This is a genomic window from Streptomyces sp. PTY087I2 (assembly GCF_001687325.1).
GTDB lineage: Bacteria > Actinomycetota > Actinomycetes > Streptomycetales > Streptomycetaceae > Streptomyces.
Window position 1 is genome coordinate 112890 of record NZ_LZRD01000012.1, and the last position, 23412, is coordinate 136301.

A 23412-nucleotide genomic window follows, 5' to 3' on the forward strand; every position below is an offset into this window, starting at 1 on the left:
CGGATCGACCATCTCAAGGGAAGCGGCCAGGACGTGTCCTCTTCTCCGCTCATACTCGTGTCATGCCGAAGACTTCAGCACGACTGCTGGCGCTGCTCTCCCTGCTCCAGGCGCGCCGCGACTGGCCGGGGCAGCTGCTGGCCGAGCGGCTGGAGGTCAGCCCGCGCACGGTGCGGCGTGACGTCGACCGGCTGCGGGAGCTGGGCTACCCCATCGCTGCGTTCAAGGGGCCCGACGGCGGATACCGGCTGGACGCGGGCGCCCGGTTGCCGCCGCTGCTGTTCGACGACGACCAGGCCGTCGCCCTCGCCGTGGCCCTGCGGACCGCCACCGCGACGGGCGCCGGGATCGGGGAGGCCGCGGCCCGCGCGCTCACCACGGTCCGGCAGGTCATGCCGGCCCGGCTGCGTCATCGCGTCGACGCCCTGGACGTCACCGCCGTCGAACGTACGGGAGGCGCGCCGCGGCCCCAGGCCGATCCGCGGGTTCTTCTCGCGCTGAGCGACGCGGTGCGCGCCCAGGAGGTGCTGCGGTTCGGCTACTCCGCCGCGTACACCCCGGCGACCGACGCCGACGCGCCGCCCGTGGTACGGCGGGTGGAGCCGCACCGGCTGGTCACCTGGGGCGGGCGCTGGTATCTCGTCGCCTGGGACCTGGACCGCGAGGACTGGCGGACGTTCCGTGCGGACCGGATCGACCCGCGTACGCCCACGGGTCCGCGCTTCACCGCCCGCGAGGTGCCCGGGGGCGATGTGGCCGCGTTCGTCGCCGCCCGGTTCCAGGGCTTCGACGCCCCCGGCGCGTGGCCCTGCCGCGGTGAGGTGATCCTCGACGCGCCGGCCTCCGCGGTGGCGGGCCACATCCGTGACGGCATCGTCGAGGAGCACGGCCCCGGCCGCTGCCGGGTGGTCCTGGGCGCCTGGTCGTGGCCAGGTCTGGCCGCCGGACTCGGCCGGTTCGACGTGGACATCGAGGTCGTGGGGCCCGACGAGCTCAGGAACGCCTTCGCCGATCTGGCCCGCCGCTTCACCGACGCGGCGGGCCAGGGGCACGGTGGCTCCACGGAGTCCGGCGCCTCTTAGCGGCCGATGAGCTGGGTGTCGGTCGTGTCGTCGCTCGTCGAGGCGGTCAGGGACGAGGTGATGTGTCCGGCGAGGCCGAGCACCAGGAAGAGCACGACGAGCCACTTCGCGGCGCTGCTCAGGATCAGCGGGCGGGTGGCCGAGCGCGGCGGATCCGGGGCCACGGCGAGGTCGTCGTCACCGAAGAGCGCCTTGGGGTAGGCGGGGGTGAGCATCATGACGTACGCGGAGAAGCGCATCCGGTAGCGCAGGGTGGCGGCCGTCGCCTCGAACAGCGGCCGGGGCATCCGGCCGAGACAGAGCGTGATCAGCCACCAGACGAAGGCCAGCGCCCACCACCCGTACACGGCGAGGCTCTGGACGATCGCCGCCGGGATCATCAGGAAGATGCGGAACAGCACCGCGAGCCGGTTGAGCGGGGTGGGACGCACCTCGATCTGCACCGGGTAGTCGGCCGGCGGGGTGAGGGCGAACGGCGGGTAGCGGTCGATGAGCAGCATGTCGCTCGCCGAGACGCGCATGTCGTAGCCGAGGACACCGGTCAGGAAGCGGAAGACGGGGTCGGGCAGCCGCCCCAGGACCAGGGCCGCGAACCATCCCGCGATGACGGTGAAGAACGCCGCGATGTGCAGGAAGAACAGCACGATGAAGTGCGGGATCAGCAGCAGGAGTCGCAGGAGCACGGTCAGCCGCCGCTGGCGTGCCGGTTCGACGATGTCCAGGACGGGCCGGAACTCGTCGGCGTCCGCCTCCTTGCGGCCCGGGCTCCACTGGCCTTCGGCCATGTCGCTCCTCCTCGGCAGGGGATCCGTACGGCATCCGCACGCAGGACGTGCCCCCACCGTGCGTCCGGTCCGGGCCGCCCGCAAACGGCCCGGGCCCGAACGGGTGCCCGCGCTCAGCGCCTGCGGAGGCGGTCGAGGAGGGGGCGGGGGGCCTTGGAAGCAGTGGTCTTCTTGGCGGCAGTTTTGGTGCCGGTGGCCTTCTTGGCGCCGGCCTTCTTGTTGGCGGCCTTGGTTCCGGTACCCGTCTTCGCGGCGGCCTTCGTAGGCGTGCGCTTGGGCTTGGGCGTCGGCTCGGGCTCGTCCCGCTGTCCGGAGGAGGCCGGGGCATCGGTGTACGTGTAATAGCGGTGGCTGATCCGGCGGCCCAGCACGAAGTACCCGAGCAGTGCGCCCGCCGTGTTGAGGATGACGTCGTCGATGTCGAAGGCGCGCCCCTGGACCAGGGCCCCCTGGATCAGCTCGACGACGGCCATCGCGACGGCCGTCAGCAGCGTCGTCCGGATCATCCGCAGGCGGCGCGGCACGAAGAACGGCAGCAGGAGTCCGAACGGCACGCCGAGCAGCAGGTTTCCGCCCGCCTGCTTGCACGCGGCGAGGAAGGTGTAGTCCTCGGCGTACTGGCGCAGCGACCGCCCGGGCCGCAGGTTCGACGTGACGAGGTCCTCGGAGGCCGGTGAGGGGGTGAGCGTCACCTTGGCCAGCAGGACGGAGAACACCACGAGCCCCAGCAGCACCACCGCCAGGACCACCCCGCGCACCAGTACACGTACCCATGTCCCCTGGCGTGCAGGGGGATTCGCCTCTGCTGTCATGGCCGACGGATGCCCCCGCCCGGCCGGAACACACCCCCGGCCCGGGCGGTGGAGCGAAATCTCGTCCGGCTGTCCGCGCCCGCCTGCGACGATGTGCGCATGAGCGCAGACAAGAAGAAGGACCTGCTGGACGAGGCCGACCGGTTGCGTGAGGAGGGCCGGCCGGAGGAGGCGCGGAAGCGGCTGCTCGCCCTGACCGCCGAGTATCCCGGCGACGCCGAGGTGGCCTACCGGACGGCATGGATCCACGATGTGCTGGGCCTGGAGTCGGAGGCGGTGCCGTACTACGAGCGCGCTCTGGCCGATGAGGAGCTGGCGACGGAGGACCGGCGCGGGGCGCTGTTGGGGCTGGGCAGTACGTACCGGATCCTCGGCCGGTACGGACAATCGGTGGAGACGCTGCGCCGGGGCATGGAGGAGTTCCCGGACGACGGCGCGCTGCGGACGTTCCTGGCGATGGCGCTGTTCAACACCGGCGAGCACGACGAGGCGATGCGGCTGCTGCTGGAGCTGACGGCGTCGACCAGCCAGGACCCGTACGTCCAGCGGTACCGGCGGGCGATCGAGCACTACGCGAAGGATCTCCACGAGACCGTGTGACCCACGCGGGGGCCGGGGGCGCTGCCGCGCGGGGGCCGGTGTTCCTCGAACGGCGCGCCGCGCGGCGGGCGACGCGCCGGTCGGGAGCGGCGGGTGCCGAGAATGCTCGGGTGTCCACCGCTCCCCCGGCGCTCCCGCCGTCCCCGCCTTCCGCCTCCGCTTCCGGTGCGTCCCGGGCCGGTGAGGTGCCGTGGCGCGGCGAGGCGACGCTGCTTCTGCTGTCCGCGGCCTCCGGGGCGGCGGACGCGTTCGTCTTCCTGTGCGTGGGGCAGGTCTTCGCCGGGGTGATGACGGGGAACCTGGTGCTGCTCGGGGCTTCGGCCGCCGGTGCGGGCGAGGACGGCGTGGCGCTGAAGGTCGTCGTCGCTCTGGGGGCGTACTTCTGCGGGGTGGCGGCCGGTGCGCTGATGGCCGGGCGGCGGGGTTTCCGGGTCCCGGTGCTGTTGGGGGCGGAGGTGGTCCTGCTGGGGGCGGCCGCCGCGCTGTGGGGGCTGGAGCTGGTCACGTCGTCCGGGGACCGGCTCGGGCTGCTGGCGCTGGTGGCGGTGGCGATGGGCGTCCAGGGGCGAGTACGGGTGACGCCGACGAACTACTTCACCGGGACGCTGACCTCGCTGGCCGGCCGTGTGGCGTCGCGTGAGCTGCGGGCCGGGGACGGCTGGGTGCTGGGGCGGCTGGCCGCGGTGGTGGCGGGGGCGGCGGTCGCGGCGCTGGCCGAGCGGTGGTGGAGCCCCGGGGCCGCGCTGGGGGCGGTGGTGATGGCTGCCGCCGCGCTGGTCCTGGAGACGGTCCCGGGACGCGGCGGCCGGAAGCGGCCGGACAAGGGGAAGCCCCGGCCGGATCGGGGGAATCCAGCCGGGGCGGCTTGAGTGCGGGCGTGAAGGGCGGTCGCCTCTCGGCGGGGGGGCTCCATGGGGCTTCGGCGGTGCCGATCGTCCCCATGGGCTACAGGTGAGGCCCGGGGACACTGTCCCCCTCACACCCACGTATAGATGAACGATAAACCATCCTGGGCTGTTCCCGGGAATCCGCCCCCGCGGATGTGATCCACGGCACGGGATTCCCGGCTCTCGCCCTGGTCAGGCCACGTCCGGTCAGCCTCCGGACGTCTCGCCGGTGCCGTAGCGACGCCGGAACCGCTCGACCCGGCCCGCCGTGTCGAGCACCTGGGTGCCACCCGTGTAGAACGGGTGGCTCGCCGACGAGGTCTCCACGTCGATGACGGGGTAGGTGTTGCCGTCCCGCCACTCCACGCGCTCGCCGGAGTCGGCGGTCGAGCGGATCAGGAAGGCGGCGTCGGCGGCGCGGTCACGGAAGACCACGGGACGGGACACGGGGTGGATACGGGGCTTCATCGATGCGTTCCTTCCTCACCGCGCACACAGCGGTGGCGTACAGATCCCGCCCCCTATTGGGAATGGGATTCGTTTTCGTACTGGTGAGGTAACGCGGACCGGCCACTCGGCATTCCCGGGGCTTCGCACGCTCTTCACGTGCCACCCATGCGCCCCACGCGCACCTCGGAACGGTCGACCAACTCGCCCTGTGCGCAAGCCTGTTCGGATGGTCACCGCCCCGGACAGCCGCTGGCATATGCCAGAAGCAACCACGCATCGAGTGTTGCCAAATCCCTTACGGCCCGCCGCGGCCTGTGCCACAGTCGGTAGCGGCCCACCCCTCACAACCGGCCAGGCCGCGCCTGTAACGGAGTACGAGATGCCGTCCCCCCTCTTCGCGGACCGCCCCGCACCACAGCTTGCCGCGCACGACGCCGTCGACGATCTGATCCACCGGACGCGCCGGCTGCGCGGGGATGTGGACGCCGTGCGGCGGGACGCCGTCATGTTCGACGAGGACGATCCGCAGCTGCGCTGGCAACGCGCCCTGTGCGAGCTCGCCGTGCACCACCTGGACACCCTCGACGAGCACCTGGGCCAGCTCAGGGCGGGTCTGCCGGGTCCGCGCACCAAGGACTCCGCCCCCGAGGGCGACCGGGCGCCGGACGACCCGAGGACCGGTTCCCTGCTGAGCCGGGTGGGCAGCGCCGAGTGGAACCTCCTCACCGACGAGTCCAGCTGGTCCGAGGAGCTGTACGAGATCTTCGGCCGGCCGCTCGACTCCGCCCCCCTCTCCCTGGACGACCTGCCGTCCGTGCTGCTGCCCGAGGACCAGCCGGTGCTCACCGCCATGGTGACGGGCTGCCTGGTCGACGGCCGGCCGATGGACGGCGAGTTCCGCATCGTGCGCCCCGACGGCGGCACGCGCACCCTGCACATGACGGGTGAGCCGGTCCTGGACACCGAGGGCTGCACCGCCTCCATGTGGGCGGTCCTGCGGGACGTCAGCGAGCTGCGCCGCAGCGAGCAGGCCGTGACCCGAAGCCGCGCGTCGGTGCGGCGCGAGGAGCACATCGAGCGCACCGAGCACCGCATGGCCGTGGAGCTCCAGGAGACCGTCCTGCCGCCGTGGCGCGGATCGCTGCGTCTTCCGCCGCAGGGCCCCGGCGCCCTGGACATCGCCGCGCACTACCTCCCCTCCGCGTCGAGCGGGCTCATCGGCGGCGACTGGTACGACGCGATGGAGCTGCCGGACGGACGCACCCTCCTCACCGTCGGCGACCTCACCGGGCACGGCATCCCCGCCACCTCGGCGATGGCGATGATGCTGGGCGCGCTGCGGGGCATGGCGGTGGCCGGCATCGAACCGGGCGCGCTGATGGGGCACCTCAACCAGGTGCTGGAGACGTCGATACAGCCCGCGCTGGGCAGCGCCCTGTGCTGCCGATTCGACCCCACGACCTCCGTTCTCTCCTGGGCCCAGGCAGGTCACCCCGCGCCGGTGCTCTTCCGCGGCGGTTCGGGACGGCTGCTGCCCCCGCCGGACGGGATACTGCTCGGCGCCGCGCCCCAGGCCGCGTTCGAGCAGGACGAGGTACGGCTGTTCCCCGGCGACGTGCTCGTTCTGCACACCGACGGTCTGACCCGACGCGGCGACCGGGGTGCGGGCCCGGAGGCACTGCTCGCCCTCGCCCCCCGGTTCGCAGAGGCCCGTACGGCACAGGAGTGCGTCCGGGGCGTCGTCGAGGAGTTCGGCGGGACCGAGCGCCTGGACGACGCGTGCGTGCTGGTCGCCCGTATCGGGGCGTGAGGGGACGCGGACCGCGCATCGGCGCGGGCCCGTCAGGGTGTGGCGGGCCCGTCAGGGTGTGGCGGGCGCGTCAGGGTGTGAAGGAGCGCCGATCGGCGCGGCGGGGCCGGATCAGATCTGTGTGCCCCTGACCTTCTTCTGGCTCGGCATCGACAGCTCGATCTCCTCGCGCAGATCCTGGATGCCCGCGTATCCGGCGAACTGACCGGTGAGCCGGTACATCTCGCGGAGCCGGTCCCAGGTGCGGTGCGAGGAGGTCTCCCCCATCGACACCAGCGCGAGCCGGGCGTAACGGTCGGCCTGTTCGGGGTCGTTGGCGATGAAGCAGGCCGAGGCCAGCGAGATGTAGTCGAAGATCTTCGACCGCTGGCGCCCGTTGACCCGCAGCTCCAGCGCCTGCTTGGCGTGGCGCTGGGCGATGATCGCCGCCCCCGGGTCGTGCTCGGCCAGCGTACGGAAGGCGAGCGCCTGCATGCCGTGCATATCGGCCTCGTCGAACATCTGCATCCAACTGGGCGGCGGCACATCGCTCTTGTCCGAGACGAAGAGCTCCTCGGCCTCGCCGAGGGTGCGCCGCATGGCCTGGCCGCGTCCCATCGACGCCTGTGCCCAGGCCTCGATGGTGCGCAGCATCGCCTGCGTACGGGGCAGGGTCTCGTCGCCGGAGCCGGATTTGGCGAGCTTCATCAGGTCGAGTGCGTCGTCGGGGCGGCCCAGGTGCACCATCTGGCGTGCCGCCCGGGAGAGCGCCTCTCCGGCGCGTGGCCGGTCGCCGCCCTCGCGGGCCGCGTGGGCGGCGATGACGAAGTACTTCTGGGCGGTGGGTTCGAGGCCCACGTCGTGGGACATCCAGCCCGCCAGGACGGCGAGGTTGGCGGCGACGCCCCACAGCCGGCGCTGGAGATGGTCGGGGTGGCGGTAGGCGAGCATGCCGCCCACCTCGTTGAGCTGGCCCACGACCGCCTTGCGCTGGAGTCCGCCGCCCCGGGACGCGTCCCAGGCGCGGAAGACCTCGACCGAGTGCTCCAGTGCCGCGATCTCGTCGGAGCCGACCGGTGCGGCCTCGTACCGGTCGAAGCCGGCGGGATCGGCGTGCAGGGGGTCGTTGGTCCGTGGCGCGTCGGCCGCCAGAACAGGGTCGCTGTGCAGCCAGTCGTACATGGGGCCGGCGATGGTTGAGCCGGCGGCGAGCGCGGCGCCCGCACCCACCAAGCCGCGTCGGTTGAGCATGAGGTCCATTCCCGTGAATTCGGTGAGGACCGCTGCCGTCCGCTCGGGCGCCCACGGCAGTTGATCGGGATTGTGTTCCGTCCCGGAGTCACGCCGTTTCCCCACACGCCCGCGTCGGCCGAACCCGAGGTCCTCGATGGTCACGACACGGCCGAGCCGCTCGGTGAACAGAGCCGCCAGCACTTCGGGCACGGGATCGCGGGGGGACTCCCCCATGTCGATCCAGCGCCTGACGCGCGAGGTGTCGGTGGCCAGCTGCGGGTGGCCCATGGCCGCCGCCTGCCGGTTCACCATTCTCGCGAGTTCGCCCTTGGACCAGCCGGCCAGGCCGAACAGGTCGCTGAGGCGGGTGTTGGGTTCTCCGGTCACTTCAAGCCCCCAGGTTCTCGGCTGACTTGACATTAACCCCCTGTCAGATGCGCTGTGACTATTCGCCAGGGTTCGCCAGGGTCCGCCAGATGGTCTGCCACCCGTGACCCGTTGTCAGGTAGGAGTGCGCCACCCCGCCCGGCAGCCCTAGGTACTCCCCAGGGTGCCGAACGGCCGTCGGCCGGGTTGGCGCGCGTACCTTGTCGGCGCACGAAGGGATCTGTCTCGCCCATGTACACAGCATCGTCCTCCGTGTCCGCCCCGCCCCGTCCGCTCCGCCCGATGGGCGCGGGCGGCGGGCCCTATCTCGCTCCTCACGCCGGCGCACCGGTGCAGGGTCCGGGCCGGGCCCGACGGGCCGCGGGACCGGGCGCCGGACCGCTCAGCGGAAGGATCGACCTGTCCGGGCCGCAGGGCGCGCAGGTGCGGATGGCCATCGCCTCCGTGCAGCGCATCTGCCCCGAGTTCAACCCGGTCCAGGTGCTCCGCCGCAGCGGCCGTTCGGTCCTGATCGTCGGAACGACCGGGCGGGCGACCGCCGTGGCGAAGTGTTTACTGGACCACTCGCCGGCGTGGACCGAGCGGTTCCGGCACGAAATAGCGGCGTACCGCGCGTTCGTCCGGCATCGGCCCCCGGTTCGGGTGCCCCGGCTGATCGCGGCGGACCCGGAGAACTGCACGCTGGTGATCGAGCGGATGCCCGGCCGGGTCGCCGCCCTCACCCGGCATCCGGCGGAGGCGCCGCCGCGGGCCGACATCCGCGCCGCCCTGGGCGCGATCGCCCGGGTGAACGCCTGGCGGCCGCCGCCCGGGCTGTTCGAGGCGCCGCTCGACTACGCCTCGCGGATCGCCCGCTACCACGAGCTCGGTCTGTTCACCGATCGTGACCTCGGTGACCTTCAGAAGCTGCTGCACGGCCTGGCCCACGCGGGCGGCCGGCAGGGCATGGGCCAGTTCTGTCACGGGGACGCCCTGCTCTCCAACATCCTGCTGTCGCCGACCGGACCGGTGCTCGTCGACTGGGAGCACGCCGGCTGGTATCTGCCGGGGTACGACCTGGCGACGCTGTGGGCGGTGCTGGGCGACGCCCCGGTGGCGCGCCGCCAGATCAGTCAGCTGGCCCAGGCCAGGGGCCCGGCCGCGCGGGACGCGTTCCTGGTGAACCTGATGCTGGTGCTGACCCGCGAGATCCGGAACTACGAGACGGCGGTGCAGCGGACCATGCGGGAGGCGCCCGCGGTGGGTGCGGGAGGGGACCGCCCCGGTGCGCTCTCCTCGGGTGAGGAGCAGCGGCTGCTGCTGCGGAGGCTGCACGACGACTGCGCGATGGCGCGGAGGGCGGTGCGGGCGGCGGTCGGCACCCGCTGAGGCGGGGGCGACGCCGAACCGGACAACCAGGAGAACGGGGCGGGGCAGGAGCCCGCCCGTCGAAGACCACAGTGACCAGACCACTGTGAAGAAGAAGCGCGCTGCGGGACCGGTGCCGACACACCGGTCCCGCAGCGCGCTGTTCTGCGTTCGGTGACCGAACGCTGACCCTGTGCCGTTCCGGGGTCCCTCGCGGGTGAGGCCCGCCACGAGACCCACGTCACCTACGAGATCCGGTAGTAGGCGTGGGCCCTCCCGTCCGGCGTAACGAACCGCCCATATGGCTCATAAATTGGCATCTCACGATGAAGCGTAGTAAAGGCGGTCATTGCTTCCTATGTCGGTGCCCGCTAACCATGGATCCCGGCAGGCACCGAGTTCGAGCCCGCGTCGATCGCCCACCGGCGACCGCGGCCGGACGCCCCGGAACCCGCCGACGCGGCGCGAAGGCCGCGAAGCCCGTCCCCCATAGGAAGAGCTCACGCATGCCCCGCATCTCCACCCTGCGCATCACCCGCTCGCACAAGATCGCCACCGCCGTGCTCGTCGCGGCCGGTTCCGTGACCGCCATAACCGCCACCGGCGGCCCGAGCGAAGCGCAGACCACCGCGACCCGGTCCTCCGTCTCCGTGGAGCCGGTCGCCGCCGCGGGCATCCCCACGGCGAAGGACGCGGCCGAGAAGGCCGCGAAGGAGAACGCCGCCAAGGAAGCCGCCGCGAAGAAGGCCGCCACCGTCAAGGCGGCCGCGGAGAAGGCGACCGCGGAGAAGGCCGCCGAGAAGGCGCGCTCCGAGAAGCAGGCCGCCAACCGGTCCACCGAGCGCAAGGCCGTCACGCCGAAGAAGTACGCGAACAACCTCGACGGCTGGATCCGCGAGTCGCTCGACATCATGAAGAAGAAGAACATCCCCGGCTCCTACGAGGGGCTGCACCGCAACATCATGCGCGAGTCCAGCGGCAACCCGAACGCCGTCAACGACTGGGACATCAACGCGCGGAACGGCATCCCCTCCAAGGGTCTCCTCCAGGTGATCCAGCCCACCTTCGACGCGTACCACGTCAAGGGCACCCCGAAGAACCTCACCGACCCGGTCGCCAACATCACCGCCGCCGCCAACTACGCCGCGGACCGGTACGGCTCGATCGACAACGTCGACTCCGCCTACTGAGCCGGCCTGTCGAGTCGGCCTGCCGAGCCGACACCCCCGGCGTGCCGATGATCTGACTAACGCTCATCGTGCGTGCCCCGGATGGCCGAAGGGTAGTGCTGCGCGGACACCACCGGTCCGCGCGATTCCCCGCGCGGAGGCTTCTGGAAAGGCCTGACGCACATGGCACAGCCCTTCTCACTGCCGGACTTCTATGTTCCGTATCCGGCCCGGCTCAACCCCCATGTGGAAGCGGCACGCTCGCACACCCGGGAGTGGGCCCGTTCCATGGGGATGCTGGAGGGATCCGGCATCTGGGAGGAGAAGGACCTGGAGGCGCACGACTACGCCCTCCTGTGCGCCTACACCCACCCCGACTGCTCGGCGGAGGCGCTCAGCCTCGTCACCGACTGGTACGTGTGGGTCTTCTTCTTCGACGACCACTTCCTGGAACTGTTCAAGCGCACTCCCGACCGGGAGGGCGGCAAGCGGTATCTGGACCGGCTGCCCGCCTTCATGCCGATGGAGCGCGGAGCCGCGACACCCGAGCCGGAGAATCCCGTCGAGGCGGGGCTCGCCGATCTGTGGGCCCGGACCGTGCCGGCGATGACGGACGACTGGCGGGCCCGGTTCGCGGAGTCGACGGAGAACCTCCTCAACGAGTCCCTGTGGGAGCTCGCCAACATCCACGAGGGCCGCATCGCGAACCCGGTCGAGTACATCGAGATGCGCCGCAAGGTGGGCGGCGCGCCCTGGTCCGCGGGGCTGGTCGAGTACGCGGCGAACGCGGAGGTACCGGCGTCGGTCGCCGCGTCCCGGCCGCTGCGGGTGCTGCGGGACGCCTTCTCCGACGCCGTACACCTGCGCAACGACCTCTTCTCCTACCAGCGTGAGGTGGAGGACGAGGGGGAGAACAGCAACGGCGTGCTGGTGCTGGAGAAGTTCCTCGGCTGCTCCACGCAGGAGGCCGCCGAGGCCGTCAACGATCTGCTGACCTCACGGCTCCAGCAGTTCGAGAACACCGCGCTGACCGAGCTCGGCCCGCTCTGCGCCGAGAAGGCCCTGGACCCGGCGCAGACCGCCGCCGTGCTGGCGTACGCCAAGGGGCTCCAGGACTGGCAGTCCGGCGGCCACGAATGGCACATGCGCTCCAGCCGTTACATGAACGGCGGCGGCGCGGGCGAGGCCGTGCCCGGTCTCGGCATGTCCGCCGCCTCCATCAGGTTCACGCTCCGCTCGGAGACCGCGCGGGCCCGCAGCCACAGCCATGTGCCGTACCAGCACGTGGGCCCCTCGCTGCTGCCGGACTTCGATCTGCCCTTCACCACCACGCTCAGCCCCCATCTGGAGGGGGCGCGGGTCCGGCTGGTCGACTGGGCGCGGCGGATGGGCATCCTGGAGGCCCAGCCGGGCGTGCCGGGTTCGCACATCTGGGACGAGGAGCGGATCCGCGCGATCGACCTGCCGCTCTGCGCCGCGGGCATCCACCCGGACGCGAGCCCGGACGAGCTGGACCTGACCTCGGGGTGGCTGGCCTGGGGGACGTACGGGGACGACTGGTTCCCGGTCGTGCACGGGCGGACCCGGGACCTGGCCGGGGCGCGGCTGGCGAACGACCGGCTGTCGCTGTTCATGCCGCTGGACGACGAGGGAACGCCGGAGCCGGCCAACGCGCTGGAGCGGAGCCTGGGCGACCTGTGGCGCAGGACGGCCGCCCCGATGGACGGGGACGCGCGGCGTACCTTCCGTACCGCGGTCGAGACGATGACCGAGAGCTGGCTGTGGGAGCTGGCGAACCAGGCGCAGAACCGCGTTCCCGATCCGGTGGATTACGTGGAGATGCGGCGGGCGACGTTCGGGGCGGACTTCATGATGAACCTGTGCCGCCTCAAGCACGGCAGGGAAATCCCGGACGAAATCTACCGCAGCGGCCCGATGCGATCGCTGGAGAACGCGGCGGCGGACTACGCGTCCCTGCTGAACGACCTGTTCTCGTACCAGAAGGAGATCGAGTACGAGGGTGAGGTGCACAACGGCGCCCTGGTCGTGCAGAACTTCTTCGGGGTCGACTATCCGACGGGCGTGACGATCGTGCACGACCTGATGAAGTCGCGGCTGCGGCAGTTCCAGCATGTGGCCGAAGTGGAACTTCCGGTGTTGTACGACGACTTCGGCCTGGACGCCGAGGCGCGGGAGAATCTGGCGGGCCATGTGCTGGAGCTCAGGCGCTGGCTCGCGAGTGTCATGCTCTGGCACCGGGGCTGCCGCCGCTACCGCGAGGAGGATCTGCGGGGCGGCCGCGCCGCGCCGTGGCATCTCGGGGGGCCTACAGGTGTCGGTACGTCGGCGGCGCAGGTGACCCGGATGTTCGCCCAGTCGGCGGGCAGCGCGGTGTAGGCCGACAGGTCGCGTCCTGCCCGGCCGCCCGGGCAGGACGGCGGGTCCGTCCGGACAGCGGAAAGGCCGCCCGAACGGATTCGGACGGCCGTGCGGCCGGACGGCCTTGCGAAGGGACGTTTCAGCCTTGCTGGAACAGCTCCGCGGGCAGGGGCTTGAGGAGGGTGTAGAGGTCGTCGGTGATCGGCCGGTCCCAGCTGGCGATGGTCACGAGGACGCCGTCGCTGCGGTCGAACTGGACGCAGGCGATCCGGCTCTCGGAGAGCTTGACGCGGCGGACGATCAGCAGATTGTCGCCCTGCATGACGGGGACGTCCTCGGAGCTGACGACCTCGATCGGCTCGTCGTTCTCCAGGGCGAGGAGCAGCTGGGCCACCTCGAAGGGGACCTGGCCCTCCTCGGTCTCGCGGGCGGGCGAGCCTTCCGGCAGGTTGCCGATGATCATCGCCGGGCCTCGTCCGCCGTACAGGTCGTAGCGGAGGAAGACGCCCTGGCAGCTGCCGTCGGGGGCGGGGAGCAGACCGGCGCCGAGGTTGCCGGGCCAGTCCCCGGGGTCCATGGCCAGGACGTCGAAGTCCGGGCCCGCGGGTGTTGCGGCGCTACGGCGGCGGAGGAAGGACATGCCTGCCATGTTACGTGTCCCGGCTCACGTTGCGGAGCCGGGCCCGGGCCGCGCGGGACCGGGCCCGTCGCGTCTTCTCGGCCGGGCCGGGGCTCCGCTTCTCAGCCGGGCGGGGGCTCCGCTCCCACGAGCCACATGGCGAAGAACTGGGACCCTCCGCCGTAGGCGTGGCCGAGCGCCCTGGCGGCCCCGTCGACCTGGTGTTCCCCGGCTCTCCCCCGGACCTGGAGGGCCGCCTCGGCGAAGCGGATCATGCCGGAGGCGCCGATGGGGTTGGTGGACAGCACGCCGCCCGAGGGGTTGACGGGGAGGTCGCCGTCGAGTTCGGTGACGCCTGCCTCGGTGAGCTTCCAGCCCTCGCCCTCGTCGGCGAAGCCGAGGTTCTCCAGCCACATCGGTTCGTACCAGGAGAACGGTACGTACATCTCGACGGCGTCGATCTCCCGGCGCGGGTCGGTGATGCGGGCCTGCCGGTAGACGTCGGCGGCGCAGTCCTTCCCGGCCTGCGGGGAGACGAAGTCCTTGCCCGCGAACAGGGTGGGTTCGCTGCGCATCGCCCCGCCGTGCACCCAGGCGGGCGGGTGCGGGGAGCGGGCGGCGCCGTCCCGACCGGTGAGGATCATGGCGCAGGCCCCGTCGGACGAGGGGCAGGTCTCGGAGTAGCGGACCGGGTCCCAGAGCATCGGCGAGGCCTGGACCTTCTCCAGGGTGAGGTCGTGGTCGTGGATGTGCGCGTAGGGGTTCTTCAGCGCGTTGCGGCGGTCCTTGTACGCGACGAGCGAGCCGACCGTGTCGGGTGCTCCGGTACGCCGCATGTACGCGCGCACGTGCGGGGCGAAGAAGCCGCCCGCGCCGGCCAGCAGCGGCTGCTGGAAGGGGACGGGCAGGGAGAGCCCCCACATGGCGTTGGACTCGGACTGCTTCTCGAAGGCGAGGGTGAGGACGGTGCGGTGGACCCGGGCGGCGACGAGGTTCGCGGCGACCAGGGCCGTCGATCCGCCGACGGAGCCCGCGGTGTGGACGCGGAGCAGGGGTTTGCCGACAGCGCCGAGGGCGTCGGCGAGGTAGAGCTCCGGCATCATGACGCCCTCGAAGAAGTCGGGCGCCTTGCCGATGACAACGGCGTCGATGTCGGCCCAGCTCAGCCCGGCGTCCTCCAGGGCGCGGACCGCGGCCTCGCGGACCAGTCCGGCGATGGAGACGTCGTGCCGGGCGGCGACGTGTTTGGTCTGGCCGATGCCGACGACGGCGACGGGCTCCTTAGGCATGAGCGCTCTCCCCTTCCAGGACGGCGACCAGGTTCTGCTGCAAACAGGGCCCGGAGGTGGCGTGGGCGAGCGCCCGGGCGGACTCGCCCCGGTGGATGCGGGCGGCGGCCTCGCCGAGCCGGATCAGCCCGGCGGCCATGATCGGGTTGGCGGCCAGCGCGCCGCCGGAGGGGTTGACGCGGACCTCGTCGCCGAGCCCGAGCGCCTTGCGCAGGACGACTTCCTGCGAGGTGAACGGGGCGTGCAGCTCGGCGGTGTCGACGGGCCGTTCGAAGGCCCCGGCGTGTTCGGCGGCGAGCCGGGCGGAGGGGCTGTCGGTCAGGTCGCGGACGCCGAGGCTGTGGGCCTCGATACGGTGGTCGATGCCCCGGATCCAGGCGGGCCGTTCGCACAGGGCGCGGGCGGTGTCCCCGGCGGCGAGGATCACCGCGGCGGCCCCGTCGCCGATGGGCGGGCAGTCGCCGGTGCGCAGCGGGCGCACGAGGTGGTCGCCCGCCGGGACGTCGCCGGTGAGCTGGGCGTACGGGTTGTCGACGGCGGCGGTGCGGTTGCGGGCGGCGATCTCGGCGAGGGCTTCTTCGTCGGTGTCGCCGGCGTCGATGAGGGCCTGGGCCTGGAGGGCGGCGAGGGCGACGGAGTCGGGCCAGAGCGGGGCGAGGTAGTAGGGGTCGAGCTGGCGGGTGAGGACGTCGCGGACCCGGCCGGGCGACGACTTGCCGTAGGAGTAGACGAGCGCGGTGTCCGCCTCGCCGGTCTGGATCTTCACCCAGGCCTCGTAGAGCGCCCAGGCCCCGTCCATCTCGACGTGGGACTCGGAGATGGGCGGGTGGGCGCCGACGCCGTCGAGCGCCATGGTGAAGGAGAAGGCCCGCCCGGCGAGGTAGTCGGCGGAGCCGGAGCAGGTGAACCCGATCTCGTTGGCCTTGAGGCCGGTCGCGCCCAGGACCTCGTGGAGGACGGGCATCAGCAGGTCGACCTCGGAGAGCTCGTCGGTGCGCCGCCGGTGCGCGCTCTGCGCGAAGGCGACGATGGCCACGTCCCGCATCTACACCAGCTCCTTGTACGTGTCGTAGTCGGCGTCGGGCTCGCCGGTGGGCCGGTAGTGGTCCACATGGCGGGTGCCCTCGGTCCAGACGGGCTCGACGCGCAGCCCCATGCGCACCTGGTCGTAGGGGATTCCGGCGATGCGTCCGTGCAGGGCGAGGTCCGCGCCGTCGAGGGCGATGTGGGCGTAGACGTACGGGACTTCGATGTCGAGATTCTTCGCCTTGATGTTGACGATGCAGAACGTGGTGACCGTGCCGCGCGGGCCGACCTCGACCTGTTCGGCGGTGGCGACCCCGCAGGTGGGGCAGGCGCCGCGCGGCGGTACGTAGACCTTGCGGCAGGACGGGCAGCGTTCGCCGACGGTGCGGCGTTCCTCCAGAGCCTTGATGTAGGCGCTCTGGGCACGGCCGGGGGTGTGGACGTAGTCGAGGCGGGCCGGGGCGACGATGCCGGTGACGGGGTCGGTGAACTCACCGGTGTGCGGGGCGGGTTCGGTGGGGCCGGGCTCGCCCTCGTACGGTTCGAAGCAGGCGATGTCGGTGATGGCGCCGGTGCGGGTGGCTGCCCAGCGGATGCGGACGCGCATCCCGGTGCGTACGGCGTCGGGTCCGGGTGCGTCGAGTGCGTGCAGGAGTGCGGTGCCGGCCCCGTCGAGACGGACGAGGACCCAGGCGAAGGGGGTGCCGAGCGGCTGGTCGCGGCGCGGGGACGGGTTCCAGGCCCAGGTGGTGACGGTGCCGGTGGGGGCGACCTCGACGAGGTCGCGGAGTTCGTTGGCGGTGACCGGGTCGTACTCGACGGGCGGCACGAGGACCGTGCCGCCGTCCGTGCGGACGCCGAGGACGGTGCGTTCGCGCAGTCCGGTGAGAAAGGCGCTCTGGACGGGGCCGAGCGAGCGGGTGAAGGGGAACTCGACCACCAGCGGGGCGCTGAGGACGTCGGGCATGGCTGCTGCCTCCTTGGCTCGGAGCTGAGAGGGCGGGGAGCGCCGGGGGCTCGGGGCGGGCCGGGCCCCGGCGTTCAGGTGGACCGGGCCCCCGGCGTTCAGGCGCGCCGGTAGACGGGCGGGCGCTTCTCGGCGAAAGCGCGGGCGCCCTCCTTGGCGTCCTCGGTGGCGAACACGGGCCAGCCGCGCTTGAGTTCGGCGGCCAGCGCCTCGCTCTCGGTCAGCTCGGCGCCCTCGTAGACCGATGCCTTGACCGCCTCGACGGCGAGCGGCCCGCAGGCGTTGACCCGTTCGGCGACGGCGAGGGCCTCCTCCAGCGCGGTGCCGTCGGGCACGACCCGGCCGATGAGCCCGATGGCGGCGGCCTCTTCGGCGGTGTACGGGCGGCCGGTGAGGAGCATTTCGAGGGCGTGGGTGCGGGGGATCTGGCGGGGCAGCCGTACGGTGGAGCCGCCGATCGGGAAGAGGCCCCGGCGGACCTCGAAGAGCCCGAAGGTGGCTCCGGCTCCGGCGACGCGGATATCGGTGCCCTGGAGAATTTCGGTGCCGCCCGCGACACAGGGGCCCTCTACGGCGGCGATGACCGGTTTGCGGGGGCGGTGGTGGCGCAGCATCGCTTTCCAGTGCAGATCCGGGTCGGCGGTCATCCGTGCGCGGTACTCCTCCCCCGCCATGCCGTCGCCCGCGAGCGCCTTGAGGTCCATGCCGGAGCAGAACGCGCCGCCCGCACCGGTGAGGACGACGGAGCGGACGGTGTCGTCCGCGTCGGCCGCGAGCCAGCCGTCGTACAGGCCGACGAGCATCGGCAGCGAGAGCGCGTTCCTGGCCTGTGGTCTGTTCAGGGTGAGCACCAGCGTGGCGCCCTCGCGCCGCACGGTGAGGTGTTCCGTACCGCCCATGACCGACTCCTGTTCTCCGGATCTGGAACAGGTTGCAGGAGGAGAGGGCGCAGTTCAATAGTTTTCTGACAGCTCGTCAGATTGTTGCGACGCCACCTCTTCCCACTTGTGCCGACCGGCGCTCTAATGACGGCCGAGTCGCCAGTCACCCGGGGTCAGGAGGAACGGTGGAGTACAACCTTGCCGACCTGTTCGAGTCGGTCGTCGACGCGGTGCCCGACCGTGAGGCGCTCCTGTACGTCGACCATCCCGGTACGGGCGCGGAGCGCCGGCTCACCTACGCGGAGCTGGACGCCGCCGCCAACCGCGTCGCCCACCACCTGATCGACGCCGGGATCCGGCCGGGCGAGCATCTGGGGCTGCACCTCTACAACGGGGTGGAATACCTCCAGACGGTGCTGGGCGCCCTCAAGGCGCGGATCGTGCCGGTGAACGTCAATTACCGTTACGTCGAGGAGGAGTTGGTCTACCTCTACCGGGACGCGGACCTGGCGGCGCTGGTCTTCGACGGCGAGTTCGACGAGCGGGTCGCGGCGGCCGCCCCGCAGGCGCCGGGACTGCGCCATCTGGTCCGGGTGGGGCCCGCCGCCACGACGGCCGCCCCCGGGCCCGCGGCCGTGCCCTTCACCGAGGCGGAGGCGTCCGGCTCCCCGGAGCGCGGCTTCGCACCCCGCTCCGCCGACGACCAGTTCATCATCTACACCGGCGGCACGACCGGCATGCCCAAAGGGGTGATGTGGCGTCAGGAAGACCTGTTCTTCTCGGGTTTGGGCGGCGGAGCGCCGACCGGCGAGCCAGTGAAGACCCCGCAGGAGCTGGCGGAGCGGGTCGCGGCGGGCGGCGACGGCATCACCTTCTTCCCCACCCCGCCACTGATGCACGGGACTTCCACGCTGACCGCGTTCATCGGCTTCAATTTCGGCCAACGCGTGGTGGTGCACCGCAAGTTCGTTCCGGAGGAGGTGCTGCGGACGATCGAGAAGGAGAAAGTCACGAGCGTGTCGCTGGTCGGCGACGCGATGCTGCGCCCGCTGATCGACTGTCTGAAGGGGCCGCTGCGCGGGACGGACTGCTCGTCGCTGTTCTCCGTCTCCAGCTCCGGGGCCATCATGTCGGACTCGGTGCGGGCGGAGTTCCAGGCGCTCGTGCCGACGGTGATGCTGCTGAACAACTTCGGCTCCTCCGAGTCCGGCTTCAACGGCACGGCCACCGCCGACTCGGGACCCGAGAAGGGCTTCCGGGTCCAGGTCAACGCCCGTACGGCGGTGGTGGATCCGGTGACGTACGAGCCGGTGGCCCCCGGCGAGCCGGGCCGTATCGCCCAGCGCGGACACGTCCCGCTCGGCTACTACAACGACCCGGCCAAGACCGCCGACACTTTCTTCCGCCGGGGCGATGAGCGCTGGGTGCTGCTGGGCGACATGGCGACCGTGGACGCGGACGGCATCGTCACGGTGCTCGGGCGGGGCTCGCAGTGCATCAACACCGGTGGGGAGAAGGTGTATCCGGAGGAGGTCGAGCAGGCGCTCAAGTCGCATGCGGATGTGTACGACGCGCTCGTCGCGGGCGTTCCCGACGAGCGCTGGGGCAACCGGGTCGCCGCCGTGGTCCAACTCCGCGAGGGTGCGGACGCGTTGACCCTGGACGCGGTGCAGGCCCACTGCCGGACCCGGCTGGCCGGCTACAAGATCCCCCGGGCGCTGGTGCTCGCCGACCGGATCCAGCGCTCGCCGAGCGGCAAGGCGGACTACCGGTGGGCGAAGGCGGTGGCGGCGGAGGCCCACCGGAGCTGAACGGCCGGGGCCGACCGGAGCTGAAGGACCAGGGCCTCCCGCCTGCCCCGGGCGCTGATCGTCAAAGCCCCGTCGCCGATCGTCAAGGACAGAGCGGAAAGTGATCCGCAGACTGGTGGGTGTCGGGATGCCCGGCGCCGCGGGGGTGTGTCGGGCGCCCGACTCCGCTTACGCTCGCACCTGCGCCTTCATGCTCGAACGGGGAAGAGATCACAGTGAGTTCGCCGCTGACACAGGACGATCCGGAGCGCGTCGGGGGGTACTGGCTCGCCGCCAGACTGGGTGCCGGTGGACAGGGCGTGGTGTACGAGGCGTACGACGCGGCCGGGGACCGGTTCGCGCTCAAGACGCTGCACCGGGCCGCTGATCCGTTCCTGCGGGAGCGGTTCACGCGGGAGGCGGAGGCCGCCCGGCGGGTGGCCCCGTTCTGCACGGCACGGATCGTGCGCGCCGGCGTCGACGACGAAGTCCCGTATCTGGTCAGCGAGTACGTGCCGGGGCCGACCCTCGCCACTGCCGTACGGGAGAACGGGCCGTCGTCCCCGGACGCGGTGCTGCGGCTGGCCACCGGGGTGGCGACCGCGCTGGCCGCGATCCACCAGGCGGGCGTCGTGCACCGGGACCTCAAGCCCGGGAACGTCCTGCTGGGCCCGGACGGGCCCCGGATCATCGACTTCGGGATCGCCCGGGCCCCGGACATGTCCCTCACCGCCACCGGCGCGATCATGGGGACGTTCGGCTACATGGCCCCCGAGGTTCTGGCCGGGCAGCGGGCGACCGAGGCGTCCGACGTCTTCGCGTGGGCCGCCGTCGTGCTGTACGCGGCGACCGGTACGGAGCCGTTCCGGGGCGAGAACATCGCCGAGGTCGCCCACCGCACCACCACCGTCGAGCCGGATCTGGGAGCGCTGCCCCCGGCGATACGGCCGCTCATGGCCGCGGCCCTCGCCAAGGATCCGGAGCTGCGGCCCACCGCGGCCGATCTGCTGCTGGGCCTGGTCGGTGCGCCCGTCAAGGCGGCGGACCCCCGGGCCGCGCTGATGGAGGCGGGCGCCCGGAAGGCCGCCGCGCCTTCGGGCGACGCGCCCGAAGCCAACCGCCCCGAGGCGACCGGCACGGAAGGGCCGGCCGGCGTCGGCGGGACCGTCGTGGAGGCGCCCCTCGGGGAGCGTGCGGAGGCGGCCTTCGCGGCGCTCTCCCCCGTCGCCCGGCTCGCCGCCCACGGGCTGCTGCTCCGCCTCACCGTGCCGGGGGCCGCGCCGGACGGCTCCCAGGACTCCGTGCGCACCGCCCACCCCGACGAACTGCTGGCCGACCGGCCCGAGGACGAACAGCGGGAGGTCACCGCCGCCGCCCAGCGGCTCCTGGCCGCCGGGGTCCTCGTATCGGAGGCGGACGGCGCCCTGCGGCCCGCCAGCGCCGCGCTGCTCCCCGCGTGGCGGCGGCTGCACGCCTGGATCGACGCCGACCGGCGGGGCCTCGCCGTCCTTCAGCGCATCGGCTCGGCGGCCCGGCTCTGGCAGCGGCACGGTGAGCGGCCGGAGGACCTGCTGCGCGGCACCGAGCTGACGCGGTGCCTCGACTGGCTGCCCACCGCTCCCTACAGCCTGCGGCCCAACCCTCTGGAGCAGCGCTTCCTCACCGCGAGCCGGGCCACCGCGGCCCGTACCACCCGGCGTCGGCGGCAGCTGCTGTCGGGGCTCGCCGGGGCCACGGCGCTCGCTCTGCTGGCGGGTGGCCTGGCCTGGGCGCAGAGCCGGGAGGCCGACCGCCGCCGGGCCGAGGCCACGGCCCGTACGGTGGCGCAGGCGGCGGCGAACCTGCCGGCCACGGAGCCGAAGACCGCGATGCTGCTGGGGCTCGCCTCGTGGCGGATCGCCGAGGTGCCGGAGGCGCGGGCCGCCCTCGCCGCCGCCGCCGTCCAGCCGGTGCGCTCGGTCGTCGACCTGAGCGACGTGAACGACGGTGAGGAGCAGTCGAGCCACCTCTCCCGGGACGGCCGGCGCCTGATCGCCTCGTCGTCGCTGGGGGTACGCATCCACGACCTGACGGGCGGGCAGGCGGCGCTGAAGAAGCCGGTGGCGACCCTCTCCCCCGACGAGTTCGAGCTCAACGACACGCGACGCCCGGCGTTCAGCCCGGACGACCGGCTCATGCTCCTGGTCGCCAAGGACAAGACGTTCCGGGTGCTGAACACCGAGGACGGCACCCCGGCCGCACCTCCGATCCGGGCGCCGTCGGGGTACTTCGAGGGGCTGGCCGTCTCCAACAGCGGGCACACGCTGCTGTCCGACCGCCGCTCGATCACCCTGGTCGACCGGGAGGGCAACGGCCTGGCGGCCCCCACCGGCGGCACGCTGACGCCCGACGGGAAGTATTCCGTCGACTGCGTGGAAGGGGAGGTCCGCGTCGTGGGCCTGCTGCCCGGGGAGGATCCCGTCATCCGTGACACGCTGCCTCCCAAGGCCGATACCTGCCGGTTCGAGTTCAGCCCGGACGGGCGGTACATGTCCGTGAGCACCGGATCGTCGGCGCGCCTGTACGACCTCGTCACCCACGAGGAGGCCGGGTTGATCAGCCACCGGGGCGACAACATCCGCTTCGGCTCGCAAGGGCGCTTCTTCGTCGGCTGGGGGAACGACGGCACGACCATCGACGTCTGGGCCCGTGACTCAGAGAAACCGCTGTTCTCGGTGACCGCGCCCACCGGGCAGGGTGACAAGGGGATGTACGCCGACCAACTCGCCCTGGACGAGAAGGCGGAGCGGCTGCGCTACTTCTCGACCACCACCGGCCGGCTCTACGAGATCGACCTGACCGGCGCCCTGTCCGGCCGGACGGACGGACGCGTCACCGCCGCTGTCTCCGCCGATGGACGGTTCGGGCTGGTCCGGTCCGCCCCGGACGCGATCGACCAACCGACACTCCAGGCGGTCGACCTGCGCACCGGCAAGCGCGTCGGCGGCCTCGTCGCGCAGCGCCAGCCCGGCGACCCCTTGGAGAACGAGGAGCTGTACGCCTCCATCGACGACGAGGGCCGCGTCGTGGCGTACTCGTACAAGGAAAGGCTCTCCCGCTACGAGAGCGACCACGAGGTGGTGGTGCGCGACATCAGGAAGGGCAAGGACCTCCACCGCGTCCCGGTCGCCGCGAACCACCGCCCGCTCCATCTGGCTGTCTCCCCGGACGGCCGCCATCTGTCCGTGGTGTCGATGGAGTTCGGGGTGGAGAGTTCGGGCGCGCACATCCACGAGGTCTGGGACATCGAGAAGGGCAAGAGGGTACGGCAGTTCAACGACAGCACCGCGGAGGCCGTGTTCAGCCACGACAGCGAACGGCTGGTGACCGCATCGGGGATGGAGGTCACCCTGGACGACGGGGCGCTGCGCAGGACCGGGCTCGCCCGAGACCCCGGAGGCCGGCCGGCCTTCTCCCCCGACGGTCGCTCCCTGGCCGTGCTCAGGAGTTCCGGCTGGCTGGAACTGTGGGACGGCGCGGTGCGCGAACGGAAGGCGGCGCTGCCGAGCGAGCTGGTGCCGGGGGCTCCCCGGTTCGGGCAGCCGCTCGGCGATCTGGCCTTCTCCGCCGACGGGGGCCTGTTGGCCGTCGTGGTACGGGGCGAGGCCGTCCAGCTCTGGGACACGAACACGAGGACGCCCCTCGGGAAGCCTCTGCCGATCACGGGACGCAGGGTCGACTCCCTCACGTTCGACGGGACGGTCCTGCGCACCCTGACGGGCTCCGCGGTCCACAGGCTGGACCTCTCGCCGGACCGACTGGCGGAGCAGGTGTGCCGGCGCGCCGGGCGCGACATCACCCCGGAGGAGTGGCGTACGTACGTGCCCGACGCGCCGTATCGGAGCCTGTGCTGAGGGGGCGGGACGGAATCGGTCCCGCCC

The 23412-nt window shown here is 72.2% G+C and carries 18 protein-coding genes; 9 read left to right on the forward strand and 9 right to left on the reverse strand.

The window, feature by feature from the left end; all coding sequences use genetic code 11:
- The first annotated feature begins 62 nt into the window (after window positions 1-62).
- Window positions 63-1082, forward strand: a complete 1020-nt coding sequence (locus A3Q37_RS15485; protein ID WP_065484502.1) for a YafY family protein — start codon at window positions 63-65, stop codon at window positions 1080-1082.
- Here A3Q37_RS15485 and A3Q37_RS15490 read toward each other — a convergent pair.
- Both A3Q37_RS15490 and A3Q37_RS15495 read right to left on the reverse strand, forming a co-directional pair.
- On the reverse strand, window positions 1079-1867 hold the full coding sequence (locus A3Q37_RS15490; protein ID WP_065484520.1) for a DUF4389 domain-containing protein: 789 nt from the start codon (window positions 1865-1867) through the stop codon (window positions 1079-1081). The two genes, A3Q37_RS15485 and A3Q37_RS15490, sit on opposite strands and share 4 nt — an antisense overlap.
- 113 nt (window positions 1868-1980) lie before the next feature.
- On the reverse strand, window positions 1981-2679 hold the full coding sequence (locus A3Q37_RS15495; protein ID WP_065484530.1) for a VanZ family protein: 699 nt from the start codon (window positions 2677-2679) through the stop codon (window positions 1981-1983).
- Between the two features lie 99 nt (window positions 2680-2778).
- On the opposite strand from A3Q37_RS15495, the gene A3Q37_RS15500 reads away from it, so the two are divergent.
- Both A3Q37_RS15500 and A3Q37_RS15505 read left to right on the forward strand, forming a co-directional pair.
- Window positions 2779-3279, forward strand: coding sequence for a tetratricopeptide repeat protein (locus A3Q37_RS15500; RefSeq protein WP_065484866.1), 501 nt, complete (start codon window positions 2779-2781; stop codon window positions 3277-3279).
- Between the two features lie 185 nt (window positions 3280-3464).
- Window positions 3465-4148 carry a YoaK family protein gene (locus A3Q37_RS15505; protein ID WP_065484870.1) on the forward strand — a complete coding sequence of 228 codons (684 nt, stop codon included), beginning with the start codon at window positions 3465-3467 and terminating at the stop codon, window positions 4146-4148.
- 225 nt (window positions 4149-4373) lie between these two features.
- Here the strand turns inward: A3Q37_RS15505 and A3Q37_RS15510 are convergent, their stop codons facing one another.
- Window positions 4374-4634 carry a type B 50S ribosomal protein L31 gene (locus tag A3Q37_RS15510; protein ID WP_065484534.1) on the reverse strand — a complete coding sequence of 87 codons (261 nt, stop codon included), beginning with the start codon at window positions 4632-4634 and terminating at the stop codon, window positions 4374-4376.
- Window positions 4635-4995: 361 nt separating this feature from the next.
- Between A3Q37_RS15510 and A3Q37_RS15515 the strand changes: the two genes are divergently transcribed.
- Window positions 4996-6426 carry a PP2C family protein-serine/threonine phosphatase gene (locus tag A3Q37_RS15515; protein ID WP_065484537.1) on the forward strand — a complete coding sequence of 477 codons (1431 nt, stop codon included), beginning with the start codon at window positions 4996-4998 and terminating at the stop codon, window positions 6424-6426.
- 111 nt (window positions 6427-6537) lie between these two features.
- Here A3Q37_RS15515 and A3Q37_RS15520 read toward each other — a convergent pair whose 3' ends face one another.
- Window positions 6538-8025, reverse strand: a complete 1488-nt coding sequence (locus A3Q37_RS15520; RefSeq protein ID WP_065484540.1) for a hypothetical protein — start codon at window positions 8023-8025, stop codon at window positions 6538-6540.
- A 231-nt stretch (window positions 8026-8256) separates the two neighbouring features.
- Between A3Q37_RS15520 and A3Q37_RS15525 the strand changes: the two genes are divergently transcribed.
- The 3 genes from A3Q37_RS15525 (at window position 8257) to A3Q37_RS15535 (ending at window position 12938) form a co-directional block, all read left to right on the forward strand.
- Window positions 8257-9393 (forward strand): aminoglycoside phosphotransferase family protein, encoded by a 1137-nt coding sequence (locus A3Q37_RS15525; protein ID WP_065484543.1) that lies wholly within the window; start codon window positions 8257-8259, stop codon window positions 9391-9393.
- Between the two features lie 485 nt (window positions 9394-9878).
- Window positions 9879-10562, forward strand: coding sequence for a transglycosylase SLT domain-containing protein (locus tag A3Q37_RS15530; RefSeq protein ID WP_065484544.1), 684 nt, complete (start codon window positions 9879-9881; stop codon window positions 10560-10562).
- A gap of 162 nt (window positions 10563-10724) precedes the next feature.
- The gene (locus tag A3Q37_RS15535) at window positions 10725-12938 is read left to right on the forward strand and encodes a terpene synthase family protein (RefSeq protein WP_065484545.1); all 2214 of its coding nucleotides are present in this window, start codon (window positions 10725-10727) and stop codon (window positions 12936-12938) included.
- Window positions 12939-13059: 121 nt separating this feature from the next.
- Here the strand turns inward: A3Q37_RS15535 and A3Q37_RS15540 are convergent, their stop codons facing one another.
- From A3Q37_RS15540 to A3Q37_RS15560, 5 genes are all read right to left on the reverse strand, one after another.
- On the reverse strand, window positions 13060-13560 hold the full coding sequence (locus A3Q37_RS15540) for a hypothetical protein (RefSeq protein WP_003971159.1): 501 nt from the start codon (window positions 13558-13560) through the stop codon (window positions 13060-13062).
- A gap of 101 nt (window positions 13561-13661) precedes the next feature.
- Window positions 13662-14828, reverse strand: coding sequence for a thiolase domain-containing protein (locus A3Q37_RS15545; protein WP_065484546.1), 1167 nt, complete (start codon window positions 14826-14828; stop codon window positions 13662-13664).
- Window positions 14821-15873 carry a thiolase domain-containing protein gene (locus A3Q37_RS15550; protein WP_065484549.1) on the reverse strand — a complete coding sequence of 351 codons (1053 nt, stop codon included), beginning with the start codon at window positions 15871-15873 and terminating at the stop codon, window positions 14821-14823. Before A3Q37_RS15550 ends, A3Q37_RS15545 begins: the two co-directional genes overlap by 8 nt.
- The gene (locus tag A3Q37_RS15555; protein ID WP_065484556.1) at window positions 15874-16821 is read right to left on the reverse strand and encodes a Zn-ribbon domain-containing OB-fold protein; all 948 of its coding nucleotides are present in this window, start codon (window positions 16819-16821) and stop codon (window positions 15874-15876) included.
- A 98-nt stretch (window positions 16822-16919) separates the two neighbouring features.
- Window positions 16920-17720: a crotonase/enoyl-CoA hydratase family protein gene (locus tag A3Q37_RS15560; RefSeq protein ID WP_065484558.1), complete on the reverse strand. Its 801-nt coding sequence runs from the start codon at window positions 17718-17720 to the stop codon at window positions 16920-16922.
- A gap of 167 nt (window positions 17721-17887) precedes the next feature.
- Between A3Q37_RS15560 and A3Q37_RS15565 the strand changes: the two genes are divergently transcribed.
- Entirely contained in the window at window positions 17888-19513 is a 1626-nt protein-coding gene (locus tag A3Q37_RS15565; protein WP_065484561.1) for an acyl-CoA synthetase, read from the forward strand.
- 215 nt (window positions 19514-19728) lie between these two features.
- On the forward strand, window positions 19729-23385 hold the full coding sequence (locus A3Q37_RS38225; RefSeq protein ID WP_065484563.1) for a serine/threonine-protein kinase: 3657 nt from the start codon (window positions 19729-19731) through the stop codon (window positions 23383-23385).
- Window positions 23386-23412: the final 27 nt, after the last annotated feature.

Coding starts and splice junctions, on each gene's coding strand:
- A3Q37_RS15510 (WP_065484534.1), bottom strand. CDS start 4,634: ATGAAGCCCCGTATCCACCCCGTGTCCCGTCCCGTGGTCTTCCGTGAC.
- A3Q37_RS15530 (WP_065484544.1), top strand. CDS start 9,879: ATGCCCCGCATCTCCACCCTGCGCATCACCCGCTCGCACAAGATCGCC.
- A3Q37_RS15490 (WP_065484520.1), bottom strand. CDS start 1,867: ATGGCCGAAGGCCAGTGGAGCCCGGGCCGCAAGGAGGCGGACGCCGAC.
- A3Q37_RS15550 (WP_065484549.1), bottom strand. CDS start 15,873: ATGCGGGACGTGGCCATCGTCGCCTTCGCGCAGAGCGCGCACCGGCGG.
- A3Q37_RS15555 (WP_065484556.1), bottom strand. CDS start 16,821: ATGCCCGACGTCCTCAGCGCCCCGCTGGTGGTCGAGTTCCCCTTCACC.
- A3Q37_RS15525 (WP_065484543.1), top strand. CDS start 8,257: ATGTACACAGCATCGTCCTCCGTGTCCGCCCCGCCCCGTCCGCTCCGC.
- A3Q37_RS15495 (WP_065484530.1), bottom strand. CDS start 2,679: ATGACAGCAGAGGCGAATCCCCCTGCACGCCAGGGGACATGGGTACGT.
- A3Q37_RS15545 (WP_065484546.1), bottom strand. CDS start 14,828: ATGCCTAAGGAGCCCGTCGCCGTCGTCGGCATCGGCCAGACCAAACAC.
- A3Q37_RS15560 (WP_065484558.1), bottom strand. CDS start 17,720: ATGGGCGGTACGGAACACCTCACCGTGCGGCGCGAGGGCGCCACGCTG.
- A3Q37_RS15540 (WP_003971159.1), bottom strand. CDS start 13,560: ATGTCCTTCCTCCGCCGCCGTAGCGCCGCAACACCCGCGGGCCCGGAC.
- A3Q37_RS15515 (WP_065484537.1), top strand. CDS start 4,996: ATGCCGTCCCCCCTCTTCGCGGACCGCCCCGCACCACAGCTTGCCGCG.
- A3Q37_RS15500 (WP_065484866.1), top strand. CDS start 2,779: ATGAGCGCAGACAAGAAGAAGGACCTGCTGGACGAGGCCGACCGGTTG.
- A3Q37_RS15535 (WP_065484545.1), top strand. CDS start 10,725: ATGGCACAGCCCTTCTCACTGCCGGACTTCTATGTTCCGTATCCGGCC.
- A3Q37_RS15485 (WP_065484502.1), top strand. CDS start 63: ATGCCGAAGACTTCAGCACGACTGCTGGCGCTGCTCTCCCTGCTCCAG.